This window comes from Lysinibacillus sp. FW301-JW8 (assembly GCF_058788755.1).
The window spans coordinates 1-23,542 of record NZ_JBYTBB010000053.1; the positions used below are offsets into that span (position 1 = coordinate 1).

Here is a 23,542-nt window from a genome sequence, read left to right on the forward strand (position 1 = left end):
CTCGTTTTGAAAAAGGGCTATACTTTTTAATTTGTCACCTTGATGTCATTGACATAATAGTATTTCAACAACATGAGTAAAAAGGAGTATCAGGGATATACTCCTTTTTGCTGCCGACTTCTATTTTTTGTGAGAGCTGTTATAAGTTTTAGTAACATAATTGATATACTCATTGCGAGTAAGTCCACCAGTTTGTCGATTAAATTCATCATAGGTGATGTTTGCTGGAAGACCAAATTCATCTAATACTTGCTGACGTTCTTTTTGATATTGTGGGTGATCCAGTGATCTTGATTCATCATCCTCTTCTGGCTTTAGCCAATCATTAAAAACACCTGCACAAACACCATGATTAGTAAAACGGCTACCAGTTTTAAGCGAGGTTGTAGGCTCTGGCTTACTAATGGTTCCTGTGCCCCATGAAAGGCGGTATCGAGACTCCTTGCCATAATCAAGAGTTAAGCCATACCCAATGGGGAATTCAATATCAGATTCAGTTAATGCTTTGTGCCCAACTTTTTCATAGCATCCACGCATAAAATGATCGTCCATCACAATTCGCGTTTGTGCGGTTAATGGAGCGGATATGATTTCATCGAGATGAGGGGACCGCTCTGCCGTTGTAAGCAAATAAGGACGGATAAATAATGGCATTGTCATGACATCATGCCAAATACTATCCTCTGCAAATAGATTATCCTTTTGCATTTGACGCAAATCTCCAATAACAAGGACATAGCCATCTACGAACAAATCTATCTCTACACGAAAAATATCTCCTGGAACAGCTTTATAACGTAAGCTTTTCATACTTGTAAGTTTCTTAAGCTTGTCTGAATAGTTTGTTGGAAGCTTCGAAGGAAATTGCTGTAGCCATTCCATGACGTCAGCCTTAGTTGTTAGATGTTCAAAGCCAGTTAATGGGAGCTGGTAATAGGTTTTCGCATTTCGAGCCATGACATAACAAGATGAATGACCTTGATTGCCTAGACTAGCAGAGAAGACAACGCCTGTTGCTTTTACTGCGGAAATATTTGTGTAATTTAGTTTCTTTTCTTTTCCACGAGCCGTTTGAGGGGCTATGACCTCACGATTGCGTGTTAAAATATTTACATCAGCCTCTTGGTAGCTTTGCTCATTGATGAAAATTCTTTTTTTAATGAGATCACCATCAAGGTAAATAAAATAATCCTCTCGAATTTGGAGCGTGTCCCAATGCTCTTCTATGAAATGTAGTCCAAAATAAGGGCGTATTGAATTTGTTAACCAACTAGTAAATGCTGTCAATTGGATTTCCTCCTACTTTGAGTGATGATGTCAAGTATACTGAAATCCTATTGTTACGAAAATAGCATAATTGAAAAATGGTTAAAATAGTCATTTTAGTACAGGAAGGCTGATTGCTTTAGAAGCAGATAGAATACATATATTGATTCTATGGACCTGACATAATAGGAATCACTATGGCATGTTAATTTTGTTATAATTGAAGCAATGAGGTGAAATAAAAAATGCATATTGTGACAACTGAAGGTGTACCGTATGAGTGGCTCAACCAATTACAGGAAATACATGCGCACGTCTTTGATGGTGCCAATCTGCCAGTAGTAAAACTTGAAAGAAAAAATGGCCTACTTTGTCTATTGGCTATTGAGGATGAACGTCTTATTGGCTTTAAACTCGGCTATATCCATCCTGATGGTGTTTTTTACAGCTGGCTAGGTGGTGTTCATGCAACCAAGCGTGGTCAGGGAATTGCTAGTCTACTTATGCGTCAGCAGCATGCCTATATTCAGACAATGGGCTTTAAAAGAGTTCGTACATATGGTAGGAATGAGCGAAAAGCAATGCTTATCACGAATCTTAAACATGGATTTGATATTGTCTCAACATTTATTGATGATAAAGGTCGACATAAAATAGTATTTGAAAAATTATTGGAATAGGAGTTTTAACATGAAGGCATACTTAGCAAATGGATTATTTTCATTAGGAGATCGTTTAGTAAATGAGCAGCTGGCTGCGGCTATAAGGGAGGCAGTACCAAGTATTGAATTGTATGTGCCGCAGGAGAATGACGCCATTAACGATAAAACAGCCTATGCGGATAGTCTAGCCATTGCACAAGCAGATTTAGAGATGCTACAAAAAAGTGATGTGCTTGTAGCTGTTTTAGATGGTGTGGAGATTGATTCAGGTGTGGCGGCTGAAATTGGTGCTTTTGCAATGCTGAATCGACCAATTATCGGTATCTTTACAGATGTGCGCCAGCAGGGCAGGGATAATATGCAAAAAATAGAGGCACTTGTAAGGGACGGCATTGAAAATCAGTTTATATATCGTAATTTATTTGTAATCGGCTTGATAAAACGCAATGGAATCATTACATCTTCCATAGAAGAGGCTGTCAAAGCCATTCGAAAATTTAACAAATAGGAGGCAATTTGTATGCTACTCTCAACAACAGATGTTGTGGCAGGGAAGGAAATTGCGGAAACAATTGGCTTAGTAAAAGGTAATTCTGTTCAATCAAGAAATATTGGCCGTGATATGATGGCAGGGCTTCGTAATATTGTTGGTGGAGAAATGAAGGAGTATGCAGAAATGCTAGTCCGTTCTCGAGAAATAGCCACTAGTGCAATGGAGGAAGAAGCCAAAAAACTAGGTGCAGATGCCATAGTAGGTGTTCGATTTTCTACCTCGTCTGTAATGGATGGTACATCTGAGGTATTGGCATATGGAACAGCCGTAAAATTAAAGAAATAAAAATGAAGGGCTTCAATCAACAAGATTGAAGCTCTTTTTATTGTAAAAATACCCTTATTTATGACAAAAATATAGTTTGTTTAGTCTGTTGTATGACGATTTTTTGTTAAATTAGTATAGTACCAATTATAGCAATAATATAGAAATTTTATAGTGAAAAGGACTAATAGTGTCCAACTCATTTTGTATAATAGAAAGGTACTGATGAAGAAAGAGTGGGATATATGGTAGATTCACAACAAAATAAAGGCTATCGCGTCATTTCTATGTTTGATAGATTGATGGATGGTCAAGGAATAAACAAAAAACAAGAGGCATTTACACATCAAGTTGGTGAAAAAACCATACAACGCGATTTGGATCAAATTCGAGCGTATATTGAAAAGGCTAAATTAAATTGTCATTTAGAATATGTGCGAGCAGAAAAGGTCTATAAGCTAACAAATATCGGAGAACATATTTTATCGAAAGAGCAAGTTTTAGCGATAGTCAAAATTCTTATTGAATCAAGAGCATTTTTAAAATCTGAAATGAGTGAGATTATAGATAAGCTTATTTCGATTGTTGCGGCTGATAAACAAGAGTTTATTCATAATATTATCTTAAACGAAAAGCATTTATATGTAGATTTAAACCATCGAAAGTCTTTACTACAAATAATTTGGAATCTCTCAGAGACCATTCAAAAAAAGAATATGATTCAAATTGATTACTTGCGTGAGGGAGAAACAATCCCAACGGCAAAAATAGTAAAGCCTCTCGCTGTTATTTTCTCAGAGTACTATTTTTATTTAATTGCCTATGATAGTAAGCATGAGAAGGATTTGCCCATTGTCTACCGAGTTGACCGTATACAGCATCTGTTGGAGCTTGATAAAAAATTTAAGATACCCTATGCTGAGCGTTTTCAGGAAGGTGAATTTCGCAAGTGTATTCAATTTATGCATGCAGGTGAGCTTATGCATATTAAATTTCTCTTTAATGGCTCATCCCCTCAGGCTGTATTAGATCGTCTACCAACAGCTAAAATATTATCCAATAAAGATGGACATTATTTATTTGAGGCAGAGGTTTTTGGACATGGGATTAAGATGTGGCTGCTTAGTCAAGGAGCTAATATTGAAGTAATAGAGCCGATTGAGCTAAGAGAGGAAATGATTGAAACCATTCATTCGATGCAGGAAAATTATCGTTATATATAATATAACATTTCATCAAAGAGAAAAAATCCGCTTAATCTTCTAAAAGACGAAGCGGATTTTGATGTTTACAACAATTATTGAAATAGTTCCTCAATAAAGTTTAACTGTAAATCTCCTAAAAGTTTGTAATCTTTCATATAGCTTTCTTCATATAGATAAACAAATAAATGCTTTGAGTTATCTAAGCGTAAACCTATTTCACGCTCATCATTTATGTGTAACGTTAACCAATATACCTCGTCACCATCAGATTTATCGAAGCGTACTTTACGGAGCGGTTGGCCGTTAAATTGCTGCATAATTTGATCGATATGAGAGGCATCTGTTACAGTGATGGTTTTTTCATCTGAGCCGCGAATAATTTCGATTTCATTTACTTGCTCAATATCAAGCCGTTCGGTTACCTCCTTATCAAAAGTTGAATCCTGCGTTATCAGTAATGTTGAAACGAAAAGGATGATAAGTGGTAAAAGGATACCAATTAACAGTTTGTATCTTTTTTTCATGTAAAAACTCCTTAAATTCAAAAAATTCGCACATATATATGCTGTTCCACGCTATAATTGAGCATATACTGAATTGATAAAGGATGGCAATAAAATGACACATAATCATGAAGAAAAAGAGCTATTTTATCCAGACGGTACAGTAATGTATCGTGGCGGTGTGAAGAAAAACGATTTTGGACATGACATTTATGATGGCAAGGGTACATTATTCGATCAAGATGGAGAGCTATTATTTGAGGGTGAATTTGCCAATCACATGAAGCAGGGAAATGGCATTATGTATTTAAAAGGCCAAATGATTTACCAAGGTGAATTTATTCAAAATAAAAAACAAGGAAATGGCATTTTATATAAAGATGGGCATATTTATTACGAGGGTCATTTTCGTAATGATTTAATGGATGGCTACGGAGTATTACATTATGAGGAAAATTTAACTGCTCCTTTTCAGGAGATGCGTACACAGTATTCCCATTTAGATCAGCCACAATATGAGGGTGATTTTGTCCATGGCATGAAGAAGGGAAAAGGGAAACAATATTATCCAAACGGTTTTTTACAATATGAAGGTGATTTTATTTGGAATCATATGCAGGGGGCAGGTAAGCTTTACTATACACCCGAGATACCAAGTACGGAGGAGCTTGAGAGTGGGGTATCCGCACTTCAATACGAAGGGTATTTTTTCGAGGATGCAAAACACGGCAAGGGAAAGATCTACTCGAAGCTAGGAGTGCTTGAGGCGGAGGGCCAATTTAAAGAGGATGCCATGACAGGACATGGTACTCTTTATTATGCTAATGGACAGGCGTGCTATATTGGCGAACTTGTAAATGGAGAAAGGCATGGTCGAGGAGATTATTTTAATGAGGATGGCAAGATTATTTATAGCGGTGAATTTATAAATGGAGAACGCTTACGAATAACACCAGAAATTGAGCGGGAAATTGAGAAACTACAACAGCAATTAGATAGTCTTGTAGGACTTCCAAATGCTAAGAAGGAATTACATAACCTCATCAACTTTATTAAAATTCAAAGCTTACGTGTCGATCATGGATTAACAAGCTTCCCAATAACCTATCATCTTGTTTTCTCTGGTAATCCAGGCACAGGGAAAACAACAGTTGCAAGGATCATTGGTCAAATTTATAAGCATCTCGGTGTTCTTTCAAGTGGACATTTTGTAGAAACAGATCGTGCGGGGTTAGTTGCAGGTTATGTAGGTCAGACAGCTCTAAAGGTACAGGAAGTGGTCAATAAGGCAAAAGGCGGCGTGCTTTTTATCGATGAGGCCTATTCACTGGTTAATGATAAACAAGATGCCTTTGGAAAGGAAGCAATTGATAGCCTATTAAAAGCAATGGAGGATTTACGTGATGATTTGGTCGTTATTGTAGCAGGATATACAGAGCTAATGGAGGAATTTTTATTAGCTAATCCAGGCTTTAAATCACGCTTTAATCATTTTGTGCAATTTGATAATTTCAGCACAGAGGAGCTTTATGATATTTTTGCAATGCTATGTAAAAACAATGATTATCAATATGAAGAAACATTTACAAACCATATGAAAGATCAATTACACAAAATTCCGATTGAGTCGATTCCTAATTTTTCAAATGGGCGATATATTCGTAATTTATTTGAAAAGCTAGTAACCATTCAATCAAATCGTCTTATTCAGCAAAACAATATTACCAAGCAAGAACTTATGACATTTGCAGAGGATGATATTTTACTCGGTATTACAGAAAATCTATTTGATAATACATTTTGATAATGGTCGTGACCAAAGTAGCTTATGGCAAGGAGCTTTGGTCATTTAAAACATAAAAAGGGGATGACAAATGAAAAAGCTTATGACAATCATTTTAGTAGGTGCTTGTATTTTACCAAGAGTATTAACAATCAATATTACAGTCAGTAACAACATTAAAATTCTTAAAAATAAACCAACTGAATAATTGACAAATAATGAGAAGAGTAGTATTCTAACACAAAACATACGCTATCGTATTTTCATGGAGAAATGACTATGCAATTAACAAGGGAAGATTGGATTAAGGCTGGATTACAACAACTAGCTGATGTAGGAATACATAAAGTTCGAATAGAAGCACTTGCCCGCCTACTTAAGATTAGTAAAGGTAGTTTTTACCATTATTTCCGTGATCATCAGGAGCTGTTAGATGCAATGCTCGAGTATTGGGAAATACATGCAACAAAGCACATTGTTCAAAGTATGGAGCAGGAACAGGCTACATTGGAACAGCTGCTACGAATTAGCTTTAGCAGAGATAAAAAAATAGAGATTGGCATTTATGCATGGGCTAAATATGATTCTACTGTTGCAGCTAAATTAGTCGATATTGAAGAACAGAGAATTGCCTGTGTGGCAAAATTATACCGAAAAATGGGCATGGCTGATGTTGAATCAGTAGATCGAGCAAGACTTGCCTATTTGACGTATGTGGGGTGGATGACAAGGTTTGAAGCAAATCCCCATTTTGAGATTGAAAAAATGCTGAAGCTATTAAAGCATATTCATTAAGGTCCCTAATATGGTGTAGAACCCTTATTAGGGACTACTTTTACACTGCAACATACGGTAGTGTATGTTTTGTTGAATTATGATTGAGGAGAGGAAACAAATGACAACTGTAATAGTGTTTATAGCAATTAGTCTTCTGTGGTTTATCAGTGTGCTTCATATGTATTGGGCCTTTGGAGGTCGTTGGGGAACAGTGGCAGTCATTCCAGTAAAGGAGGGAGAGCATCAACCTATTTTTAAGCCAAGAAAGCTTGGAACCATGCTAGTTGCTGTTCTTATTTTGCTGGCTAGTTTTATGCTAATTTTTCAAGCTGGATACTTAGAGAGCCTTCAGACAAATGCTCTTTCAAAGCTTGGAAGTATAATATGTGCTATCGTTTTTATGATTCGAGCTATTGGTGATTTTAATTATCTAGGGTTTTTTAAAAAAATAAAGCATTCTCAGTTTGCTCGATATGATACTTGGATTTACAGTCCATTATGCTTGTTCTTGAGCATTTCCTATATTATTCTGTTATTTTAGAGTAGCTAAAAGTAGGTAGAGTACATAGGAGGAAATTAGAATGAGTCAAACGATTTACCTATTTCGCCATGGTGAAACAGAATTTAATACACAGGGTCGTTACCAAGGTGAGCTTGATTCACCTTTAACTGAAGCTGGCATTCAGCAAGTACAGCAAAATGCATGTATGCTAAAAAGTATCATTGGCAATCCTCAAGATTGGAAAATTATATCGAGCCCATTAGGAAGAGCCATGCAAAGTGCTGCCATTATCTGTGAAACAATTGGAGTTGATGTTCAAAACGTTCAACAGGACAAACGATTAACTGAAGTGGCTGTTGGTCAATGGGCGGGTCTAACTACATCTGAAATCGAAAGTGCTTGGCCAAATCTCTTTCACAAGGAAGACATCTATAGTTGGTATTTTCATGCACCAAATGGAGAAACCTACGAAGCTGTTACAAGTAGGATAAGTAATTGGCTAGAGGAGATACAGCGTGAACCAAAAGTGATCGTGATTTCACATGGCTTAACTGGACGCATTTTACGTGGATTATATGCGGGCTTAAAAAAGGATGATGCCTTAAAACTAACGGTTTCACAAGATATGTTCTTTAAATTATCAAATAATACCATCACTACGATTTACTCAGATTTCGATGATTTTTATCTTCATTCAGCAGAAGACTCCCACCTCTACAGGTGGTGAGATGAATGCGGTTTTGTTTCCTTTTCAGTGGGTGTCCAAACACCTACTGAATGAAGATAAAGCCTCCGGCGGATGTCACGGATTTTCAAAGGAATGAATTGTGTTGGCACAATTCAAAATCCGGACGCAATTACGCCAAGGCGAAATTGATTAGGTCGCTTCTTAAGAAATTCTTCATAAATTACCTACAGGAATATTCAGAATTGCCTCCTATTATAATGTGTGGGGGGCGTTTTTTTATGAAGAAATTTGTCTTATTTTGTTGTATCTGTGTGGCAGCTTTCCTTTTTTATTATCTTGATAACAGAACCGAAAATGCACAAATAGAGCTACCTACATTACATAGTAAAAATGCTTTGCTGCTGAACGAAAAAGGATATGTCTTATATGAAAAAAATGCAGATGCCATTGTATATCCAGCCTCATTAACGAAAATTATGACAGCAATTGTGGCCATAGAGGGTAGTGTCAATCTTCAAAAGCAAACAATTGTTGAACCACAAACCATTACAAAATTTACTGCTCAAAATGCTTCTATGGCTGGTTTTAAGGCAGGTGATTTTGTAACAATGGAGGATTTATTATATGGTACACTGCTAGCCTCTGGTGCAGATGCTACAGGAACATTGGCAGATGCTATTGCAGGCAGTGAGGAAGCTTTTGTGACGCTTATGAATAATAAGGCACAGGAATTGGAGATGGATAATACACATTTTGTTAATGCCAGCGGATTACATGATGACGCGCATGTTTCAAGTGTTCGTGATCTTAGTAAATTATTTCGTTATGCTATTGAAAATCCAACCTTTTATCAAATTTTAACCTCAAAAAGTTATATAACGCATGTCCCAAATGAACTGACAATATCAAGTTCACTTTTTATGAAAATAGCTGGAGCAGAAGGGACAATTGTTGGGGGGAAAACGGGCTACACGCCTGAAGCGGGTCTTTGCTTAGCATCTATTATTGAAAAAAATGGCAATCTTTATCTCTTCATTACAACAAATGCAGCAGGGCAAGCTTGGACACCACCATTGCATATTGAAGATGCGCTAACAGCCTATGAAGCACTATAGGAGGAAAAAAACATGAAAAAATTAGCAACTTTTTTAGTCCTTTCAATCGTCTTATTAGTAGGATGCACTACTACACAGGCACCCGAAAAAGAGAAGGCTGCTTGGGAGCCTTTCATCGGCACATATGTTGGGGATCATATGAAGGTCGGTAAAATAGCAAATACCGTATTCATGCATGGGGATACAATCGACTATTTCGATTTAAGAGGGGAGGTATTACGTGTCATTTATCGAAATGACAATGAGGCCTTAAATAATTGGTTTTCTTCTTCCACATCAAAAGGGAAAGCATTGGTTTATAATGCGATGATGGGGGCGATTTTAGTTCCAAATGCACAGGGCTATGGCTTTGAAATCGATGGAGAATTATATGAGATTCCAAGAGATGTATTGATGACTGAAATGGCATCTCTTTTGCCAACGTTACCACAGGGAAATGATTTATTTGAGGAAAAAATCGTTGAAGAATTTTTAACAAAGCATGAACAAACTATTCAACAATATGCAGTTGATCCCAGCTATCGAAGCATGTTTATGAAGAAATTTTCAATTACAAAAACTAGTTGATTTTTACTATTTTTTGGTATAATCTATTATTCTATAATATAAGTGAAATCCTCTATTTTTCAGTATAAACACACATGTAAAATGACATCTGTGATAATAAAGGACGGTGGAAAACAATGAAAAAACTTTTACCCTATGCTATGTTTTTGACATTTTTAATTAGCTTTCTATTTGTAGCTGATGTTTTTGCAAATGCGGAGGGAGCATCAGCTATTCAGCAAGTAGCCAAAGACACAGCAATATATGTAGAACCTTCTGTAGATAGTGCCATAATCGGTCATGCAACAAAGGGGAGTTATGTAAAAGTTGTATCTGTAAGTGGGGAATGGGCATCCATTAAAGGGCAACAGCTAGAGGGGTACGTAGAAACGGCAGCATTAGCAAGCCTAAAATCTGAAAAGTATATAGTAGCTAATAAAGGTGGAACAACTTTATTTACATATCCTAGTCCAAGTTCACAAAAAACAGGACAGCTTTATGAAAACAGCCTAATCTATGTATATGGAGCAGCACCTGGAGGCTGGTCCTTTGTTCAATCTGGTCAGGAAATAGGCTATGTAGCAACGAATTCTATAAAGAAGCCAATTATCATAAAAAAGCAAGTAAATGCTAAAAATGGAGCTACCCTTCGTTTAACGGCTAGCCCTAGTGGTGAAGTGCTTGGTACAATTGCAAATAAAACAGAAGTGCAGCAATATACAATACTTGCTGGCTGGGCCTATGTAGAAACCGATGCACAAAAAGGTTATGTCAAGGCTTCGGAGCTAGTGGACCTTAAAAAGCTAGATAATAAAATCTATAATAAAGGTGTTGCAGTAGCCAAAGGAGAAAAGAAACGAGTAGCATTAACATTCGATGATGGACCAGATGCAAAAGTTACACCACAAGTTTTGGCAATACTAAAAAAATACGATGCCCATGCAACCTTTTTTATGGTTGGCAAAAATGTCACTAAAAATGCTGCCTTAGTGGAAACAATTTATGAGGCAGGACATGAAGTAGGGAATCATACATGGAATCATTCAAAATTGACTAACCTATCAACAGCAAGTGTTAAGCAAGAGGTTGATCGAACTAGCAATGCAATTTATGCAGCAATTGGTCAGTATCCAACAGTTTTCCGTCCGCCCTATGGTGCCACGAATGAACAAGTTCGTTCTGTCATATCAATGCCGTCCATTCTATGGTCAATTGATACACTCGATTGGAAGCATCGCAATGCAGATAAGATTTTAGCGTATGTTAAAGCATCAGCGAAAGATGGTAGTATTATTTTAATGCATGATATTCATCAATCAACCGCAAATGGTCTCGAAAACGTTATTCTTTACTTGCAAAAGCAAGGCTACGAATTTGTCACTGTTAGTGAAATATTACAATAATGATAGCTCAATAAAAGAGCCGTGCAATGTGTCAAAGATAGACGATTGCACGGCTTTTTCATTATTTAAATAAATTAATCGTTGTGATAATTATTGGTATACCAAAGACATCGATTAAAAATGCCCCAACGATTGGTACAACAAGAAATGCTTTTTTCGATGGACCGAAGCGTTGAACAACAGCTGACATATTAGCCATTGCATTTGGTGTTGCCCCTAAACCATGACCTGCAAAGCCTGCAACCATAACCGCCGCATCGTAATTTTTTCCAAGTAATTTAAATAATACAAAGATACTAAATACAACGATAAAGAAGACTTGTGCAAACACAATAATAAATAGTGGAAGTGCTAAATCGGCAATTTCCCATAATTTAATGCTCATGAGTGCCATTGAAAGGAAAATACCTAATGTCACATCACCGATTAAAGAAATGCTTTTCATATTAATCGCAGCTGGTTTTACTTTATCCATAATATTACGTACAATCACAGCAACAAACATGGCCCCTACATAGCCTGGCAATACAAAGCCTGTTGCCTCTGAGAACAATGTTCCAACATACGTACCAACAGCCATACAGAACGTAATGATTATTACCTGTGTAAAGAATGAATCCAATGTAATTTGCTCTTGTTTATTTTCATAGTCTATTTCCTCAGTTTCTTGTTCATCAGGTGTTAAATTATACTTACCAACTAAGTACTTCACAATAGGACCACCAATTAAGCCACCAGCGACTAACCCACATGTAGCTGCTGCTGCACCAATTGTCATGGCAGAAGAAATACCTAAGTCTTCTAATGTTTGTCCAAATGCTGCTGCTGCTCCATGCCCACCTTCCATGGAAACAGCACCTGCCATCATACCGATTAATGGATGAATGCCCATTAGTGAAGCAAGGGATACACCAATCACATTTTGCATAAGTGCAAGGAAGCCACACGCTAACCAGTAGATAATGAGTAATTTACCACCTAGCTTCACTAGTTTAAAGCTTGCTCCTAAGCCAATTGTTGTGAAGAAGGTAATCATAAATAGACTTTGTAAAGATGTATCAAGAGAAATTTCTAAGGTACCTGTTGTCTTTAAAATAGTTGCTAATGCGGCAAATAATAAGCCGCCAACAACTGGTGCTGGAATACAAAAACGTTTTAAAAAGCTTATTCTGCTGATTAGCCAGCTACCTAATCCTAATAGGGCAGCTGCTAAAAAGATAGTTGTAATTTGATTAAATTCGATCATGAACCTTGCCCCTTCAGTAAGTTGTTTAGTGCTTCATAGACAAAATAAGCACCTAATTTAACTGTGCGTCCGTTCTCATCAAGAGAAGGATTTACTTCACAAATATCAAAAGAATGTGTCTTTGGATGTGATGCTACCTTTTGTAGTATTGTGCGTACAGTTGTTGTGTCCAGCCCAAACGGGGAAGGTGCACTAACACCTGGTGCAAAGGCAGCATTTAGTACATCCATACATAGCGTTAACAACACATAATCATGATTATCCATGTAGTGCTGAAGATCATCGAGAATTTGCACTTTATTTTCAGCTGTCATATTCTCGTCTAATCTATACTTCACATGTAATTCATCTGCTTTTTCAAATAGCTCATTTGTATTGCCATAGCGCTGAATTCCAAGGACAAAATAATCAGTATATGGGTCCTGCTCTAGAATTTGACGGAACATGGTACCAGACGATGACTGTTCATCATAAGGCCGTAAGTCAAAATGAGCATCGATATTGACGATGCCGATTTTTGCATCCTTTGGCAGTGCTGCACGAACACCTAAATAGTGGCCATATAATGTTTCATGCCCACCACCAAGCACTACACATTGACATTTCTTCGTGAGTAGTGTTTGAACAATTCCGCCAAGCTCATTTTGTGCATCTTCTAGTGCATGATTTAGGCACAGAATATTGCCTACATCAATTACTTGCTGATCCTCGGTGAAAGTCCAAGGGAGGCTAGCTAATGCTGCACGTAAAGCGTTTGGTCCACTTGCTGCCCCTACACGACCTTGGTTGCGACGTACACCCTCATCACAAATAAAGCCAACAATAGCAGCACGCTGATAATCTGAAGCGCTTACATCATTAATTGGAATTCTTTTTACCTTTTGATGCAAACGAAAACTACTCGTATTAGTAGTGGAATCTATACGGCCTTCCCATTGTTTTTGATCTGTCATTGCATACATAACCCTCTTAACCCCATTTCCAATATTATTGTAGTGTAAATAATGTTGTAAATTTATTATATATTCACATAATTATAATTACTAATATATAATTATTATTAATCTATAGCTTTTAACTATAAATAGGAGTGATATTGTGTTGGATTTAAAACAGTTACAATATTTTATTGCTGTTACTGAGCAAATGAATTTTTCAAAGGCAGCAGAAAAATTGCATATTTCGCAGCCTTCCTTAAGCAATGCTATCAAGAAATTAGAGCAAGAGATTGGCTCCCCCTTATTGAATAGAAATACAAGAAACCTTCAACTAACAGAAGCTGGTGAGCTTTTATATGAACGAGCAAAAGTGATATTAAAAAATATGGAAGTTTTAAAAATAGAAATGGATGAAGTAATCGTACATGGTACAAGTGAAGTGACGATAGGTGTGATGGAATCCATCAAGCATTGGCTACCAAAAGTCATTGCACAATATAAAAGTGACTATCCACAAATGATGATTCATTTAGTAGATATTTTAGGCAGTAAGCGGGTTAAAAAATCACTAAAAAGCTATAAAACACATGTAATTATTACTAATCAGCGGATGGAGGATGAAGAGCTAGAAGTTCGTTGCTTATATGAAGAGCGGCTAGTTGCTGTTTTGCCATTAAATCATCCATTAGCAGAAAAGGATCGACTGACGATTGCTGATTTATGTAATGAACCATTTATCATTAGTACAGAAGGATTTCAAACGAGGCTTGATATTTTATGTGCATTCGAGCAGGCTGGCGTAAAGATGAATATTCAATATGAAATTGAGCGTTTTGAAACGGCTGTATCGCTTGTTCGAGAAAATTTAGGAATTACGATCTTACCAGAAAATTACTTACAAGGTCCTACCGCAAAAACTATTGTACAAAAAGAAATTGATGGTCCAAATTTACGGCGCAATGTATATTTAGTATCTTTAAAAAATCGCCATTTACCACTTGCCATTCGTCATTTATTAGCAAATATTGTCCGATTTTTTGAGCCATAATCACTAAAAATAATGTTTTTGAGTTGAAAATTTCCCTACCTCTCTAAAATGCTGTTTAATGACCATATTTTCTCTATCATTCAAATTTTTCTGAAATAGATGATTGATTTACAGGAAATATAGCGGTAACATTTAATGTAAGAAATAAAATGAATATTCATTCATTTTTATTGAAGGGGGATTTTCTATGAATTTTTCTTATAGTGAAAAGGTAGTAGAGTTACAGGCGAAGCTGACTAATTTTATGGAGCAGTACATTTATCCAAATGAGGCAGTGTATGCAGCACAGGTTGAAGCAATGGAGGATCGTTGGGGAGCAATTCCACCCATTATGGAGGAGTTAAAGCAAAAAGCAAAGGATGCAGGCTTATGGAATTTATTTTTGCCAGATAGTGAATATGGGGCAGGCTTAACAAATTTAGAGTATGCGCCTTTATGTGAAATTATGGGACGCTCTTTACTTGCGCCAGAGGTTTTTAACTGTAATGCACCTGATACAGGAAATATGGAGGTGCTTGTGCGCTATGGCTCAGAGCAGCAGAAAAAAGAGTGGCTAGAACCATTATTACGTGGAGAAATACGTTCCTGCTTTGCGATGACAGAACCATCAGTTGCTTCAAGCGATGCGACCAATATTGAGGCTAGCATTGAACGTGATGGGGATTTTTATATCCTAAATGGGCATAAGTGGTGGACAACAGGGGCTGGAGATCCTCGTTGTAAAGTCGCTATATTTATGGGAAAACATAAAGATACGACAGCACCAATCCATGAACAACAGTCAATGATTCTCGTCCCTATGGACACACCTGGAGTAAAAATAGAGCGCATGTTAACGGCTTTTGGATATGACCATGCACCAGAAGGACACGGTGAGGTAACGTTCACGAATGTTCGCGTACCTGTGGACAATATATTGTGGGGGGAAGGTAAGGGGTTTGCCATTGCACAGGGAAGATTAGGACCTGGTCGAATCCATCATTGTATGCGTCTTATTGGGGCCGCTGATCGAGCATTAGAGGAAATGTGTGTACGTGTGCAAGAGCGACGGGCCTTTCATCGACCACTTGCAGATCAGGGTGTGATGCGTGAGCGGATAGCAGAGTCTCGCATTGATATCGAGCAGGCGAGATTGTTAACGCTAAAGGCTGCATATATGATGGATACAGTAGGTAATAAAGAAGCGAAAGCAGAAATTGCCATGATTAAAGTGGTTGCTCCTAATATGGCTTTAAGAGTTATTGACCGAGCGATTCAGGCATTTGGTGCTGCTGGGGTTGGACCTGATACGACGCTCGCTGCACAGTGGGCCAATTCTCGCACATTGCGTTTAGCAGATGGACCGGATGAGGTGCATCGTAATACAATTGCTAAATTGGAGCTGAAAAAACATGCTAAAAAACTAGAGGAGCTGGTGAAATGACGGTACTTGACTTATTTAGCCTGAAGGGAAAGACGGCCATCGTAACAGGTGGGGGACGTGGACTGGGAGCTCAGATTGCGCAAGGCTTTGCAGAGGCAGGTGCCAATGTGGTGCTGTGCTCACGAAAGGTAGAGGCGTGTGAGGAGATAGCAGCAGAGCTAGAGAAATTAGGTGTACAAACATTAGCTCTTGCCTGCGATGTAACAAAATCAGACGATGTAGCGAACGTAGTATCAAAAACTATCGAAACATTCGGCAATATTGATATTTTAGTAAATAATAGTGGAGCGTCTTGGGGAACTCCTGCTGTTGAAATGCCATATGAGGCTTGGCAAAAAGTATTTGATGTTAATGTAAACGGTACATTTTTAATGAGTCAAGCAGTTGGTAAACAAATGCTGGCACAAAAAAGTGGCAAAATTATTAATATCGCCTCAATTGCAGGGCTAGGCGGTACATTACCAGATTTTATGGATACTATTGGCTATAACGCGAGTAAGGGGGCGGTTATTACCTTAACAAAGGATTTAGCCGTAAAATGGGGGCCATATGGTGTCAATGTCAATGCGATTGCGCCAGGATTCTTCCCAACAAAAATGTCAAACGTTTTAATTGAACGTGGACAAGATTATTTAATGGGTGCCACACCCTTAAAACGTTTAGGCTCTGAGAATGATTTAAAGGGAGTTGCATTATTTTTAGCGGCGGCTGCCTCAGATTATGTAACAGGAGATGTTATTGTTGTAGATGGTGGCATGAGCTCAATTATTTAAGGGAGGGTTTTGATGGATACGATACAAGTAAGGGCAAATGAACGTCTTGATGAAGTGAAATTACAGTCATTTTTGAAAAAGCAATTTCCAGATTTACCAGAAGGAATTCTTGAAATTTCACAATTTAGTGCAGGACATTCAAATTTGACCTATTGTCTAAATGTAGGTGATTTTGAAGCCGTTCTTCGTCGACCTCCACATGGACCAGTCGCCAAAAAAGCGCATGACATGAAACGTGAATTTATGATTTTATCAGCCTTGCATCCATTTTTAGCTGCTGTACCGAAGCCATTTGTTTACGTTGAAGACCGAGATATCATCGGCAGTGATTTCTTCTTAATGGAACGAAAGAAGGGCATTGTGCTTGACACACATTTTCCTAAGGGCATTGAGCATAGCGAGCAATTAGCACACCAGATATCTGAAAAAATGGTTGATTCCCTTGTAGCTCTTCATGCTATTCCATATCAGGATACGATGCTTAAGGATATAGTCAAGCCAGAAGGATTTATGGAGCGGCAGGTACAGGGCTGGATTGAACGCTATGACAAAGCGAAAACAGCACAGCATGCTGAGGTTGAAGCGTTGACAACATGGTTAATGAACCATATTCCTACTAACAGTGAAGCTACGATTATTCATTATGATTATAAGCTGAATAATGCTATGTTTTCTAATGATTTTTCGGAAATGATTGGACTTTTTGATTGGGAAATGACGACAGTAGGGGACCCATTAGCTGATCTAGGTGTGGCAATGAGCTACTGGATGCATGCGGATGATCCAAAAATGCTATTATACGCACTTGGAGAGCCTCCAGTAACAATTTTACCAGGCTTTTATACGCGCCAGGAATTTATACAGCGCTATGCAGAGAAAAGTGGACGGGATGTCTCAGCTATTAATTATTACATTACATTTGCTTACTTTAAATTAGCTGTTATTTGTCAGCAAATTTACTATCGCTATGTAAATGGTCAAACAAAGGATGATCGATTTGCACAGATGGATAAAATGGTAGTAGCACTTATTAAACAAGCTTCTAAGGCATTGTAGAATTCAATTAGAATAGGTAAATTTTTTCACACGACGGTTGCTTTAATTAGCAGCCGTATTTTTTATTAATATTACAGATTATCCGACACTATAATTATTATTTTTTTATATACACTCGCACCATATAAATTAAATACAAAAAATTCATTGACGTAAAAATACTTAAAAGAGGGGGAATGCATGTTCTTATTTTATTTTGCGAAATTATGGATTAAACGAAAGGGGGAATACAATATTTATTTATTGTTTTTCGATAAAAAAATATTGACTTATAATGTGAATGCAGTTACTATGTCAATAGTAAGTGTTAAAAACATATTTCAATTTTGATTTACTATTTAAATAAAGGAATAAAAGTTCAAAGGAGAATAAAGGATGAAAAAATATATATTTGCTACTTTGCCAATTTGTTTAGGGGTTTTATGTTTAGTTACAAAGGGATTGATTGGAGATGAATTAATGCCAGATGGAACAATTGTGGAAAGAAATTTCTTTTTAATACCATTAAGTTATTTGTTTTTCCTGAGTGGTATAATTTCATTTTTATTTGTCGTTATTTTATCAAGAAAGACATATATTGCGAATTAAATAAAAGAAGATCAGGTTTACAAACGGAACCTGATCTTTTATGCATCTTGGTTACTCCCAAATATAATCAAGTTTATCACTATAAAACTTAATGGCTTTGCTGTATGCATTTACGCCTTCGTGTTTTGAAGTGGATAGGAGAGTATTTAATTAAATTTCCATTGATTTTGAATGTTCCTTTAAGTTATAGAGCGTCATAGCATAGAAAACCTTTAAATGCTCGGCATCTGGAAAATCATTTATAGCCTGCTCTAAAATTTGTTTTGACTGTTTATATTGACCTAATGTGCGATAGGTACTTCCTAATCCTAAATAAGCACCCTCTAAATCTTCATGCCCAAGTCCTAATTGGATGGCTCTTTCATAGTGAGGGACGGTTTCTTTTTCCTTTCCTAATGAATCATAAGTCCATGCACAATGATAATGATACAATCCATTTTCAGGTTTTTCTTTAACGAGAGCTATCATTAGCTGATTAGCTTCTTCTAATTGCCCATTTTCTCTCAGCGTTATTATGTGTTTTAATTATTTATCCATTTATCTATCCTTTTCAATTTTTTGTTCAAATTTCAATTTCTATTATAGCTTGTCTTGATTAGATGGTATAATAGATATAAAAAATGCTTGAGGTGAGTATGAATGCTTGAGCGTTCAATGGAAAAGACACGGGAATGTAAAAAGGAAAGGGAGTGATAGAAGGAAGAGTTTCACGATAGCTCTTCTAAAACAATTAGAAAAGAGGAACTATTATTATGAATAACATCAATTGTGAAGGCTTTGATTTAACATATTGTGTAAAGGGGCAAGGGAAGCAAATTGTGGTAATTGGCAGTAGTGTATATTACCCTCGCTTATTCTCTGAAAATCTCTATAAGCATTTTCAATTCTACTTTTTAGATCACCGAGGATTTGTGAAATCACCTGGAGAACTAAAACAAGAGGATTATACTTTAGATAAAATTGTAGAAGATATTGAGGCTGCAAGACAATTTCTCAAGCTAGAGAATTTCATTATTTTAGGACATTCTGGACATGCATTTATGGCCCTAGCCTATGCTAAAAAATATCCTCAATATATAGACAAGGTTATACTCTTGAATTCTGCACCCACAAATAGTCAAGAAAGGCAGCAGCAAAGCTTTTCTTATTTTAACGAGACAGCAGATGCTGAGCGAAAAAGACAATTTGAGCATGATATTGCTTTTTTAGAAGATGATATTCGTAATGACCCTGAAAGACGCTTTGTGCATATGTGTCTTCGAATGGGGGCGCATAGTTTCTATGATTACACATTTGATGCTACAGATATGTGGGAAGGCGTCTATACAAATATGCAAATCATTGATTATCTTTGGGGAGTAGCATTTGCTGAACGCAATTTGATTCACTTATTGGCTGATGTAGAAAAACCTGTTTTTATAGGATTAGGTAGATATGATTACTTAGTTGCTCCTGTTTCACTTTGGGATTCAATAGATGGGCTATTCAAAAATGTCAAAAAGGTTATTTTTGAAAAGAGTGGTCACAATCCAATGTATGAAGAACCAGAAACTTTTGATAAAACGTTAATCAGCTGGATTAATGATAAATAATTGATTAACTTAAAACCAGTTATTCTCTATAGACGGAGAATAACTGGTTCATTTTTTTATCTAGATTCAGCAAATCTTTACTGTGCGAAAGGAACCATGCCTGAGTGACCAACATCAGGTTGTCCCAAAGCACTTGGCGGATGTCACAGATTTTGAAGAGGCGCTTTCGATCGAGGTCGAAAAAATCTGGACGCAATTACGCTAGTGAGTAATTGATTAAATACCGTATTTTAGAACAATATGCAATACGACCAAGCTTTCGGAGTTATTGATATAGGTATGAATGCCATCCGCTTTAAAGTTGATAGAATCATATTGATTTAATGTATACGAGATTTCGTTAACTTGCATCGTTATAGTTCCTGTCATGACTGTAACGATTTCAGTTGTATCAGGATGATGTTTTTCTGGCTGATAGAGACTGTGAGGCTGTAAATAGGCACGATACATCTCGATGCCATTAATAGTTGTTTGAAAAATGGGCTCAATCACCCAATTTTTTTGCTCTCCAGCAATACGCAGACCTTTTCCTGCCTGTGATAGCGTGACATTACGTGCAGTTGAAAATAAGGACATAAGGGGAAGTGATAGTCCTGTTGAAATTTTCCATAACACACCAAGTGTAGGATTGGTTTCTCCACGTTCTATATTTCCAAGCGTGAGTGTACTAACACCTGTTAATGCTGCTAATTCTTGAAGGTTTAACTGTCTATCCTTGCGAAGTTTTTTAAGTGTTAGACCAATTTGTGTAACAATTTGATTTGGAGTATTCGGTTCCATTTAATAGACCTCCATTCGTAGAATTGCAAGCAGGTATATAGATGATCTTTTTGATTTCACACTTTACTGTCTATAATCAAAAAGTGCAAAATCTAATATCAATTATGCCTCGGCATAATTGCGTCCGGAATCGACTTTGTGTTAACACAAAGTCGATTCTGTGACATCCGCCAGAGGCTTTGGGCCGACAGATGTTTTTTGCGCGAAAGCGTAGTGCTAACGTAGCGTCAGTAGCATGATGTTGGTCACTCAGTCGTGTGTTGCTGTCGCTTCGCTTTCGCACAGATAGATTGCCACAGGACGTGGCGTTCTTAGACTGAGTTCCTCTATTTCAGCGGATATTTGGATACCCGCTGAAAAGAAGCTTAAATTCGCATTCATCTCACTAGCTATAGAGGTGGGAGACTTCTGTGTCTGCCGCTACGCTTTCGATACAAAAAACATTGTTGAAAGAAGTTAAATATATTCACTGTTATCATAAGTCACCATACACTAAAAAGGCTACTCCCAATTTTGGAAGAGCCCTCTGTTTTTTATTCAGCTAGCCTTAAATTTTACGAATAGCCTCAATTCTTTCACAATCTATAATAATAGTCATAGCGGCTGCCCTATTTGAAGGAAGTACACACAGTTACTTGGATCATCAAAATACAAGAAGTAAACATTTAAAAAATTACCACCTTTAGCAAGTAAAATGTCTACTAATGTGCCAGGATCAAGATATTGTAAAAGTTGATAAGCACAGCCCTTGTAATTGTTGGTATTTATTTCTTTGTAATGATGATTAGTCCTGTTGTTATTTTTCTGTTTTTGCTTAACATCCTTAAAATTATAATATTTTATAAGTATCGGTATCTTCAAACTCAATGTCTTCTTTATCGTAGCCTTTATCATGATTACATTAATATGTTTTGGATTCACAGTAACATTTATCAAATTTATGACGATTGTCTAAATTCTAATTGATACGCTCTAGATAGCGATCATCTTCCATACTTTGTTCTCCCTTATTGTTGGAATATTTGCTGGTACCAGTTCTATAATTTGTCTATGATATGAAAGCATAGTGGAGCTGGTACAATGACCTTTTGAGATTTTACTTTTTAAAAATTGGGAGAAGAACTAAAAAGTTGAAAATAGCTTTATTAATAAAAAAAGACCAGAATCACATAGTGCTCTAGTCTGTAAGAGATTATTTAGGCATTATATTCCTCTTTAAGATAGCCGTATATTTCTAAATCCACTACACCTTTGCCAGACCATAGTGAAGCCTGTCTTAATAGCCCTTCTTTGAGAAAGCCGTTTTTTAGTAGTACCCTTTTCGATGGTTCATTCAGGGGCATCACTTCAGCCTGTATTCGATTAATTGCGACCTCCTCAAATAAAAATTTTACAAGTATATTTACAGCTTCAGTGGCAATGCCTTTACCCCAATATACCTCAGCTAAATAGTAACCGATTGTTGCCATATCTACTTTCTGATTAAAATCCATTGCTTCAATAATGCCCACTAATGTATCATTCTGAGATTTTCGGAAAATACCCCATTTTACTCTGCTTTTCTTCTGATAGTCTCTATCAAAATGACCAATCATTTTACCGACAGTTTGAAGATTGTGTTTTGGAATTATCCCGCAAAACTCAAATACTTTTTCGTTATCATAAATATCAAATAGTTCCTGTAAATGGCGATTGTCTATTTTTTTTAACTCTAGCTTCGTTGAGCTTAAAATTGGGAATTCTTCAAATACCTTTGCTAAATTCATGATGTTCTCTCCTTTGTTAGGTTTTAATTGGAATGTAAATTTTTATATTCATATCGTCTGGATAAACTGAATTGATTACATCTGTTATTTCAAAATCAGGACCTTCATTTCTTTCATAATTAGAATTTGGTAGCCAAACTCCGTAAATATAGCATCGTATATTTTGAATTGCCTCTGCAGCTCCATTAGAAGAAAATACCGCATATTTGCCCTCAGGAATTTCATATTGGACAAAGCCATTGTCCGAGGATTCAGTATTGCTATTTACTTCTTCGCCAATAATAAAGGAAAATTGTCCATCGTCTTGAAAGTTAGTAGATATTCCATAAGCGAAATTTGGAGCTAGCTTATGTGAAATTCGCTCATAATAATGATTTTTTCCAAAGTCGATGTAAAATTCAGGAATATCTATAAAATATTTTTCATCATGTAAGGTAGTATGGTATTCATATCCAATAATAAGCTTTTTCTCTAAATAAGTCATTTCAGGCTTATTCATGATAAAATCTCCCTTCATTTTATAATCCATAAAATTTAGTTTATTTTGAAGGGGAACGACATTTTTTTCTTTGCGATACTTTGCGGGTGTTACACCAATGTAATTGGCAAATGCACGCGTAAAAGCCTCCTGAGAGCTATATTGAAAGGCAATTGCAATGTCTAATATGTTGTTGGAGGTAGTTTCTAATAGTATAGCTGCCTCAGATAACCGCCTATTTCGACAATACTGCTGAACAGAAAAACCAGTAATGGCTTGAAAAAGTCTTTGGAAATGGAATGCAGAGAAGTAAGCCTTTGCTGATATATCAGTAATAATTAATTCATCTTGTAGATGCTTCTCAATATATTCAATAGCGTTTTGTATTCTTTCAAAATAATCCATATCATAGCCCCTTTCTGTATATAATATTAACGACAATTAAACCTTACTTTTTGATAATTTGTGCTAATATTGTAAATTAAAATGAACCTGAATGGTTGATAAAAGTATGGAAGTAAAATTAAGACAATGCAGCTCTTATTTATTAAATTCTAAAATATGATATTGATTAAAGTTGAATTAAA

General features: G+C 36.5%; 24 protein-coding genes and 1 pseudogene. 17 read left to right on the forward strand and 8 right to left on the reverse strand.

Translation table 11 applies throughout. The features are described 5' to 3' along the window. Positions 1–120: 120 nt before the first annotated feature. Positions 121–1,287 (reverse strand): immunity 26/phosphotriesterase HocA family protein, encoded by a 1,167-nt coding sequence (locus AC3WOM_RS19010; RefSeq protein WP_492447953.1) that lies wholly within the window; start codon positions 1,285–1,287, stop codon positions 121–123. A 224-nt stretch (positions 1,288–1,511) separates the two neighbouring features. Here AC3WOM_RS19010 and AC3WOM_RS19015 point away from each other — a divergent pair, with 224 nt between their 5' ends. The 4 genes from AC3WOM_RS19015 (at position 1,512) to AC3WOM_RS19030 (ending at position 3,968) form a co-directional block, all read left to right on the forward strand. Then, positions 1,512–1,946, forward strand: a complete 435-nt coding sequence (locus tag AC3WOM_RS19015; protein ID WP_492447954.1) for a GNAT family N-acetyltransferase — start codon at positions 1,512–1,514, stop codon at positions 1,944–1,946. Positions 1,947–1,956: 10 nt separating this feature from the next. Beyond that, on the forward strand, positions 1,957–2,436 hold the full coding sequence (locus AC3WOM_RS19020) for a nucleoside 2-deoxyribosyltransferase (protein WP_427543322.1): 480 nt from the start codon (positions 1,957–1,959) through the stop codon (positions 2,434–2,436). A 12-nt stretch (positions 2,437–2,448) separates the two neighbouring features. Beyond that, complete coding sequence (locus tag AC3WOM_RS19025; protein WP_427543319.1) at positions 2,449–2,766, forward strand: YbjQ family protein; 318 nt, start codon at positions 2,449–2,451, stop codon at positions 2,764–2,766. Between the two features lie 224 nt (positions 2,767–2,990). After that, a complete protein-coding gene (locus AC3WOM_RS19030; RefSeq protein ID WP_427548287.1) occupies positions 2,991–3,968 on the forward strand; it encodes a helix-turn-helix transcriptional regulator in 978 nt (325 codons plus the stop codon). A 74-nt stretch (positions 3,969–4,042) separates the two neighbouring features. Here the strand turns inward: AC3WOM_RS19030 and AC3WOM_RS19035 are convergent, their stop codons facing one another. Continuing rightward, positions 4,043–4,474, reverse strand: coding sequence for a hypothetical protein (locus AC3WOM_RS19035; RefSeq protein WP_427548285.1), 432 nt, complete (start codon positions 4,472–4,474; stop codon positions 4,043–4,045). A 94-nt stretch (positions 4,475–4,568) separates the two neighbouring features. Here AC3WOM_RS19035 and AC3WOM_RS19040 point away from each other — a divergent pair, with 94 nt between their 5' ends. The 7 genes from AC3WOM_RS19040 (at position 4,569) to AC3WOM_RS19070 (ending at position 11,267) form a co-directional block, all read left to right on the forward strand. Further along, entirely contained in the window at positions 4,569–6,257 is a 1,689-nt protein-coding gene (locus AC3WOM_RS19040; protein WP_492447955.1) for an AAA family ATPase, read from the forward strand. 258 nt (positions 6,258–6,515) lie between these two features. Continuing rightward, entirely contained in the window at positions 6,516–7,031 is a 516-nt protein-coding gene (locus AC3WOM_RS19045) for a TetR/AcrR family transcriptional regulator (RefSeq protein ID WP_492447956.1), read from the forward strand. Positions 7,032–7,131: 100 nt separating this feature from the next. Further along, on the forward strand, positions 7,132–7,554 hold the full coding sequence (locus AC3WOM_RS19050) for a DUF3995 domain-containing protein (protein WP_492447957.1): 423 nt from the start codon (positions 7,132–7,134) through the stop codon (positions 7,552–7,554). A gap of 40 nt (positions 7,555–7,594) precedes the next feature. Continuing rightward, positions 7,595–8,242: a histidine phosphatase family protein gene (locus AC3WOM_RS19055; RefSeq protein ID WP_492447958.1), complete on the forward strand. Its 648-nt coding sequence runs from the start codon at positions 7,595–7,597 to the stop codon at positions 8,240–8,242. A 239-nt stretch (positions 8,243–8,481) separates the two neighbouring features. Then, positions 8,482–9,318: a D-alanyl-D-alanine carboxypeptidase family protein gene (locus tag AC3WOM_RS19060; RefSeq protein ID WP_492447959.1), complete on the forward strand. Its 837-nt coding sequence runs from the start codon at positions 8,482–8,484 to the stop codon at positions 9,316–9,318. A gap of 12 nt (positions 9,319–9,330) precedes the next feature. After that, positions 9,331–9,885, forward strand: a complete 555-nt coding sequence (locus AC3WOM_RS19065) for a hypothetical protein (protein WP_492447960.1) — start codon at positions 9,331–9,333, stop codon at positions 9,883–9,885. 116 nt (positions 9,886–10,001) lie between these two features. Then, positions 10,002–11,267 (forward strand): polysaccharide deacetylase family protein, encoded by a 1,266-nt coding sequence (locus AC3WOM_RS19070; RefSeq protein WP_492447961.1) that lies wholly within the window; start codon positions 10,002–10,004, stop codon positions 11,265–11,267. Positions 11,268–11,328: 61 nt separating this feature from the next. On the opposite strand, the gene gltS is transcribed toward AC3WOM_RS19070, so the two are convergent. Then, positions 11,329–12,513: a sodium/glutamate symporter gene (gene gltS / locus AC3WOM_RS19075; RefSeq protein WP_492447962.1), complete on the reverse strand. Its 1,185-nt coding sequence runs from the start codon at positions 12,511–12,513 to the stop codon at positions 11,329–11,331. Beyond that, positions 12,510–13,475, reverse strand: a complete 966-nt coding sequence (hutG, locus tag AC3WOM_RS19080) for a formimidoylglutamase (protein ID WP_492447963.1) — start codon at positions 13,473–13,475, stop codon at positions 12,510–12,512. The genes gltS and hutG overlap by 4 nt, the downstream gene beginning before the upstream one ends. Before the next feature lie 139 nt (positions 13,476–13,614). Here hutG and AC3WOM_RS19085 point away from each other — a divergent pair, with 139 nt between their 5' ends. From AC3WOM_RS19085 to AC3WOM_RS19105, 5 genes are all read left to right on the forward strand, one after another. Continuing rightward, the gene (locus tag AC3WOM_RS19085) at positions 13,615–14,499 is read left to right on the forward strand and encodes a LysR family transcriptional regulator (RefSeq protein ID WP_492447964.1); all 885 of its coding nucleotides are present in this window, start codon (positions 13,615–13,617) and stop codon (positions 14,497–14,499) included. A gap of 187 nt (positions 14,500–14,686) precedes the next feature. Next, positions 14,687–15,922 carry an acyl-CoA dehydrogenase family protein gene (locus AC3WOM_RS19090; RefSeq protein ID WP_492447965.1) on the forward strand — a complete coding sequence of 412 codons (1,236 nt, stop codon included), beginning with the start codon at positions 14,687–14,689 and terminating at the stop codon, positions 15,920–15,922. After that, positions 15,919–16,695: an SDR family oxidoreductase gene (locus AC3WOM_RS19095; protein ID WP_427548263.1), complete on the forward strand. Its 777-nt coding sequence runs from the start codon at positions 15,919–15,921 to the stop codon at positions 16,693–16,695. Before AC3WOM_RS19090 ends, AC3WOM_RS19095 begins: the two co-directional genes overlap by 4 nt. Before the next feature lie 12 nt (positions 16,696–16,707). Beyond that, positions 16,708–17,751: a phosphotransferase family protein gene (locus AC3WOM_RS19100; RefSeq protein WP_492447966.1), complete on the forward strand. Its 1,044-nt coding sequence runs from the start codon at positions 16,708–16,710 to the stop codon at positions 17,749–17,751. 375 nt (positions 17,752–18,126) lie between these two features. Beyond that, a complete protein-coding gene (locus tag AC3WOM_RS19105) occupies positions 18,127–18,339 on the forward strand; it encodes a DUF3955 domain-containing protein (protein ID WP_492447967.1) in 213 nt (70 codons plus the stop codon). 51 nt (positions 18,340–18,390) lie between these two features. On the opposite strand, the pseudogene AC3WOM_RS19110 reads toward AC3WOM_RS19105, so the two are convergent. Then, a pseudogene (locus tag AC3WOM_RS19110) lies at positions 18,391–18,855 on the reverse strand (tetratricopeptide repeat protein). A gap of 236 nt (positions 18,856–19,091) precedes the next feature. On the opposite strand from AC3WOM_RS19110, the gene AC3WOM_RS19115 reads away from it, so the two are divergent. Next, positions 19,092–19,931, forward strand: coding sequence for an alpha/beta hydrolase (locus tag AC3WOM_RS19115; RefSeq protein WP_492447968.1), 840 nt, complete (start codon positions 19,092–19,094; stop codon positions 19,929–19,931). Positions 19,932–20,147: 216 nt separating this feature from the next. Here AC3WOM_RS19115 and AC3WOM_RS19120 read toward each other — a convergent pair whose 3' ends face one another. The 3 genes from AC3WOM_RS19120 to AC3WOM_RS19130 form a co-directional block, all read right to left on the reverse strand. Continuing rightward, the gene (locus AC3WOM_RS19120) at positions 20,148–20,711 is read right to left on the reverse strand and encodes a helix-turn-helix domain-containing protein (protein ID WP_492447969.1); all 564 of its coding nucleotides are present in this window, start codon (positions 20,709–20,711) and stop codon (positions 20,148–20,150) included. Positions 20,712–21,907: 1,196 nt separating this feature from the next. Beyond that, the gene (locus AC3WOM_RS19125; RefSeq protein WP_492447970.1) at positions 21,908–22,477 is read right to left on the reverse strand and encodes a GNAT family N-acetyltransferase; all 570 of its coding nucleotides are present in this window, start codon (positions 22,475–22,477) and stop codon (positions 21,908–21,910) included. Positions 22,478–22,493: 16 nt separating this feature from the next. Next, entirely contained in the window at positions 22,494–23,360 is an 867-nt protein-coding gene (locus AC3WOM_RS19130) for an AraC family transcriptional regulator (RefSeq protein WP_492447971.1), read from the reverse strand. Positions 23,361–23,542: the final 182 nt, after the last annotated feature.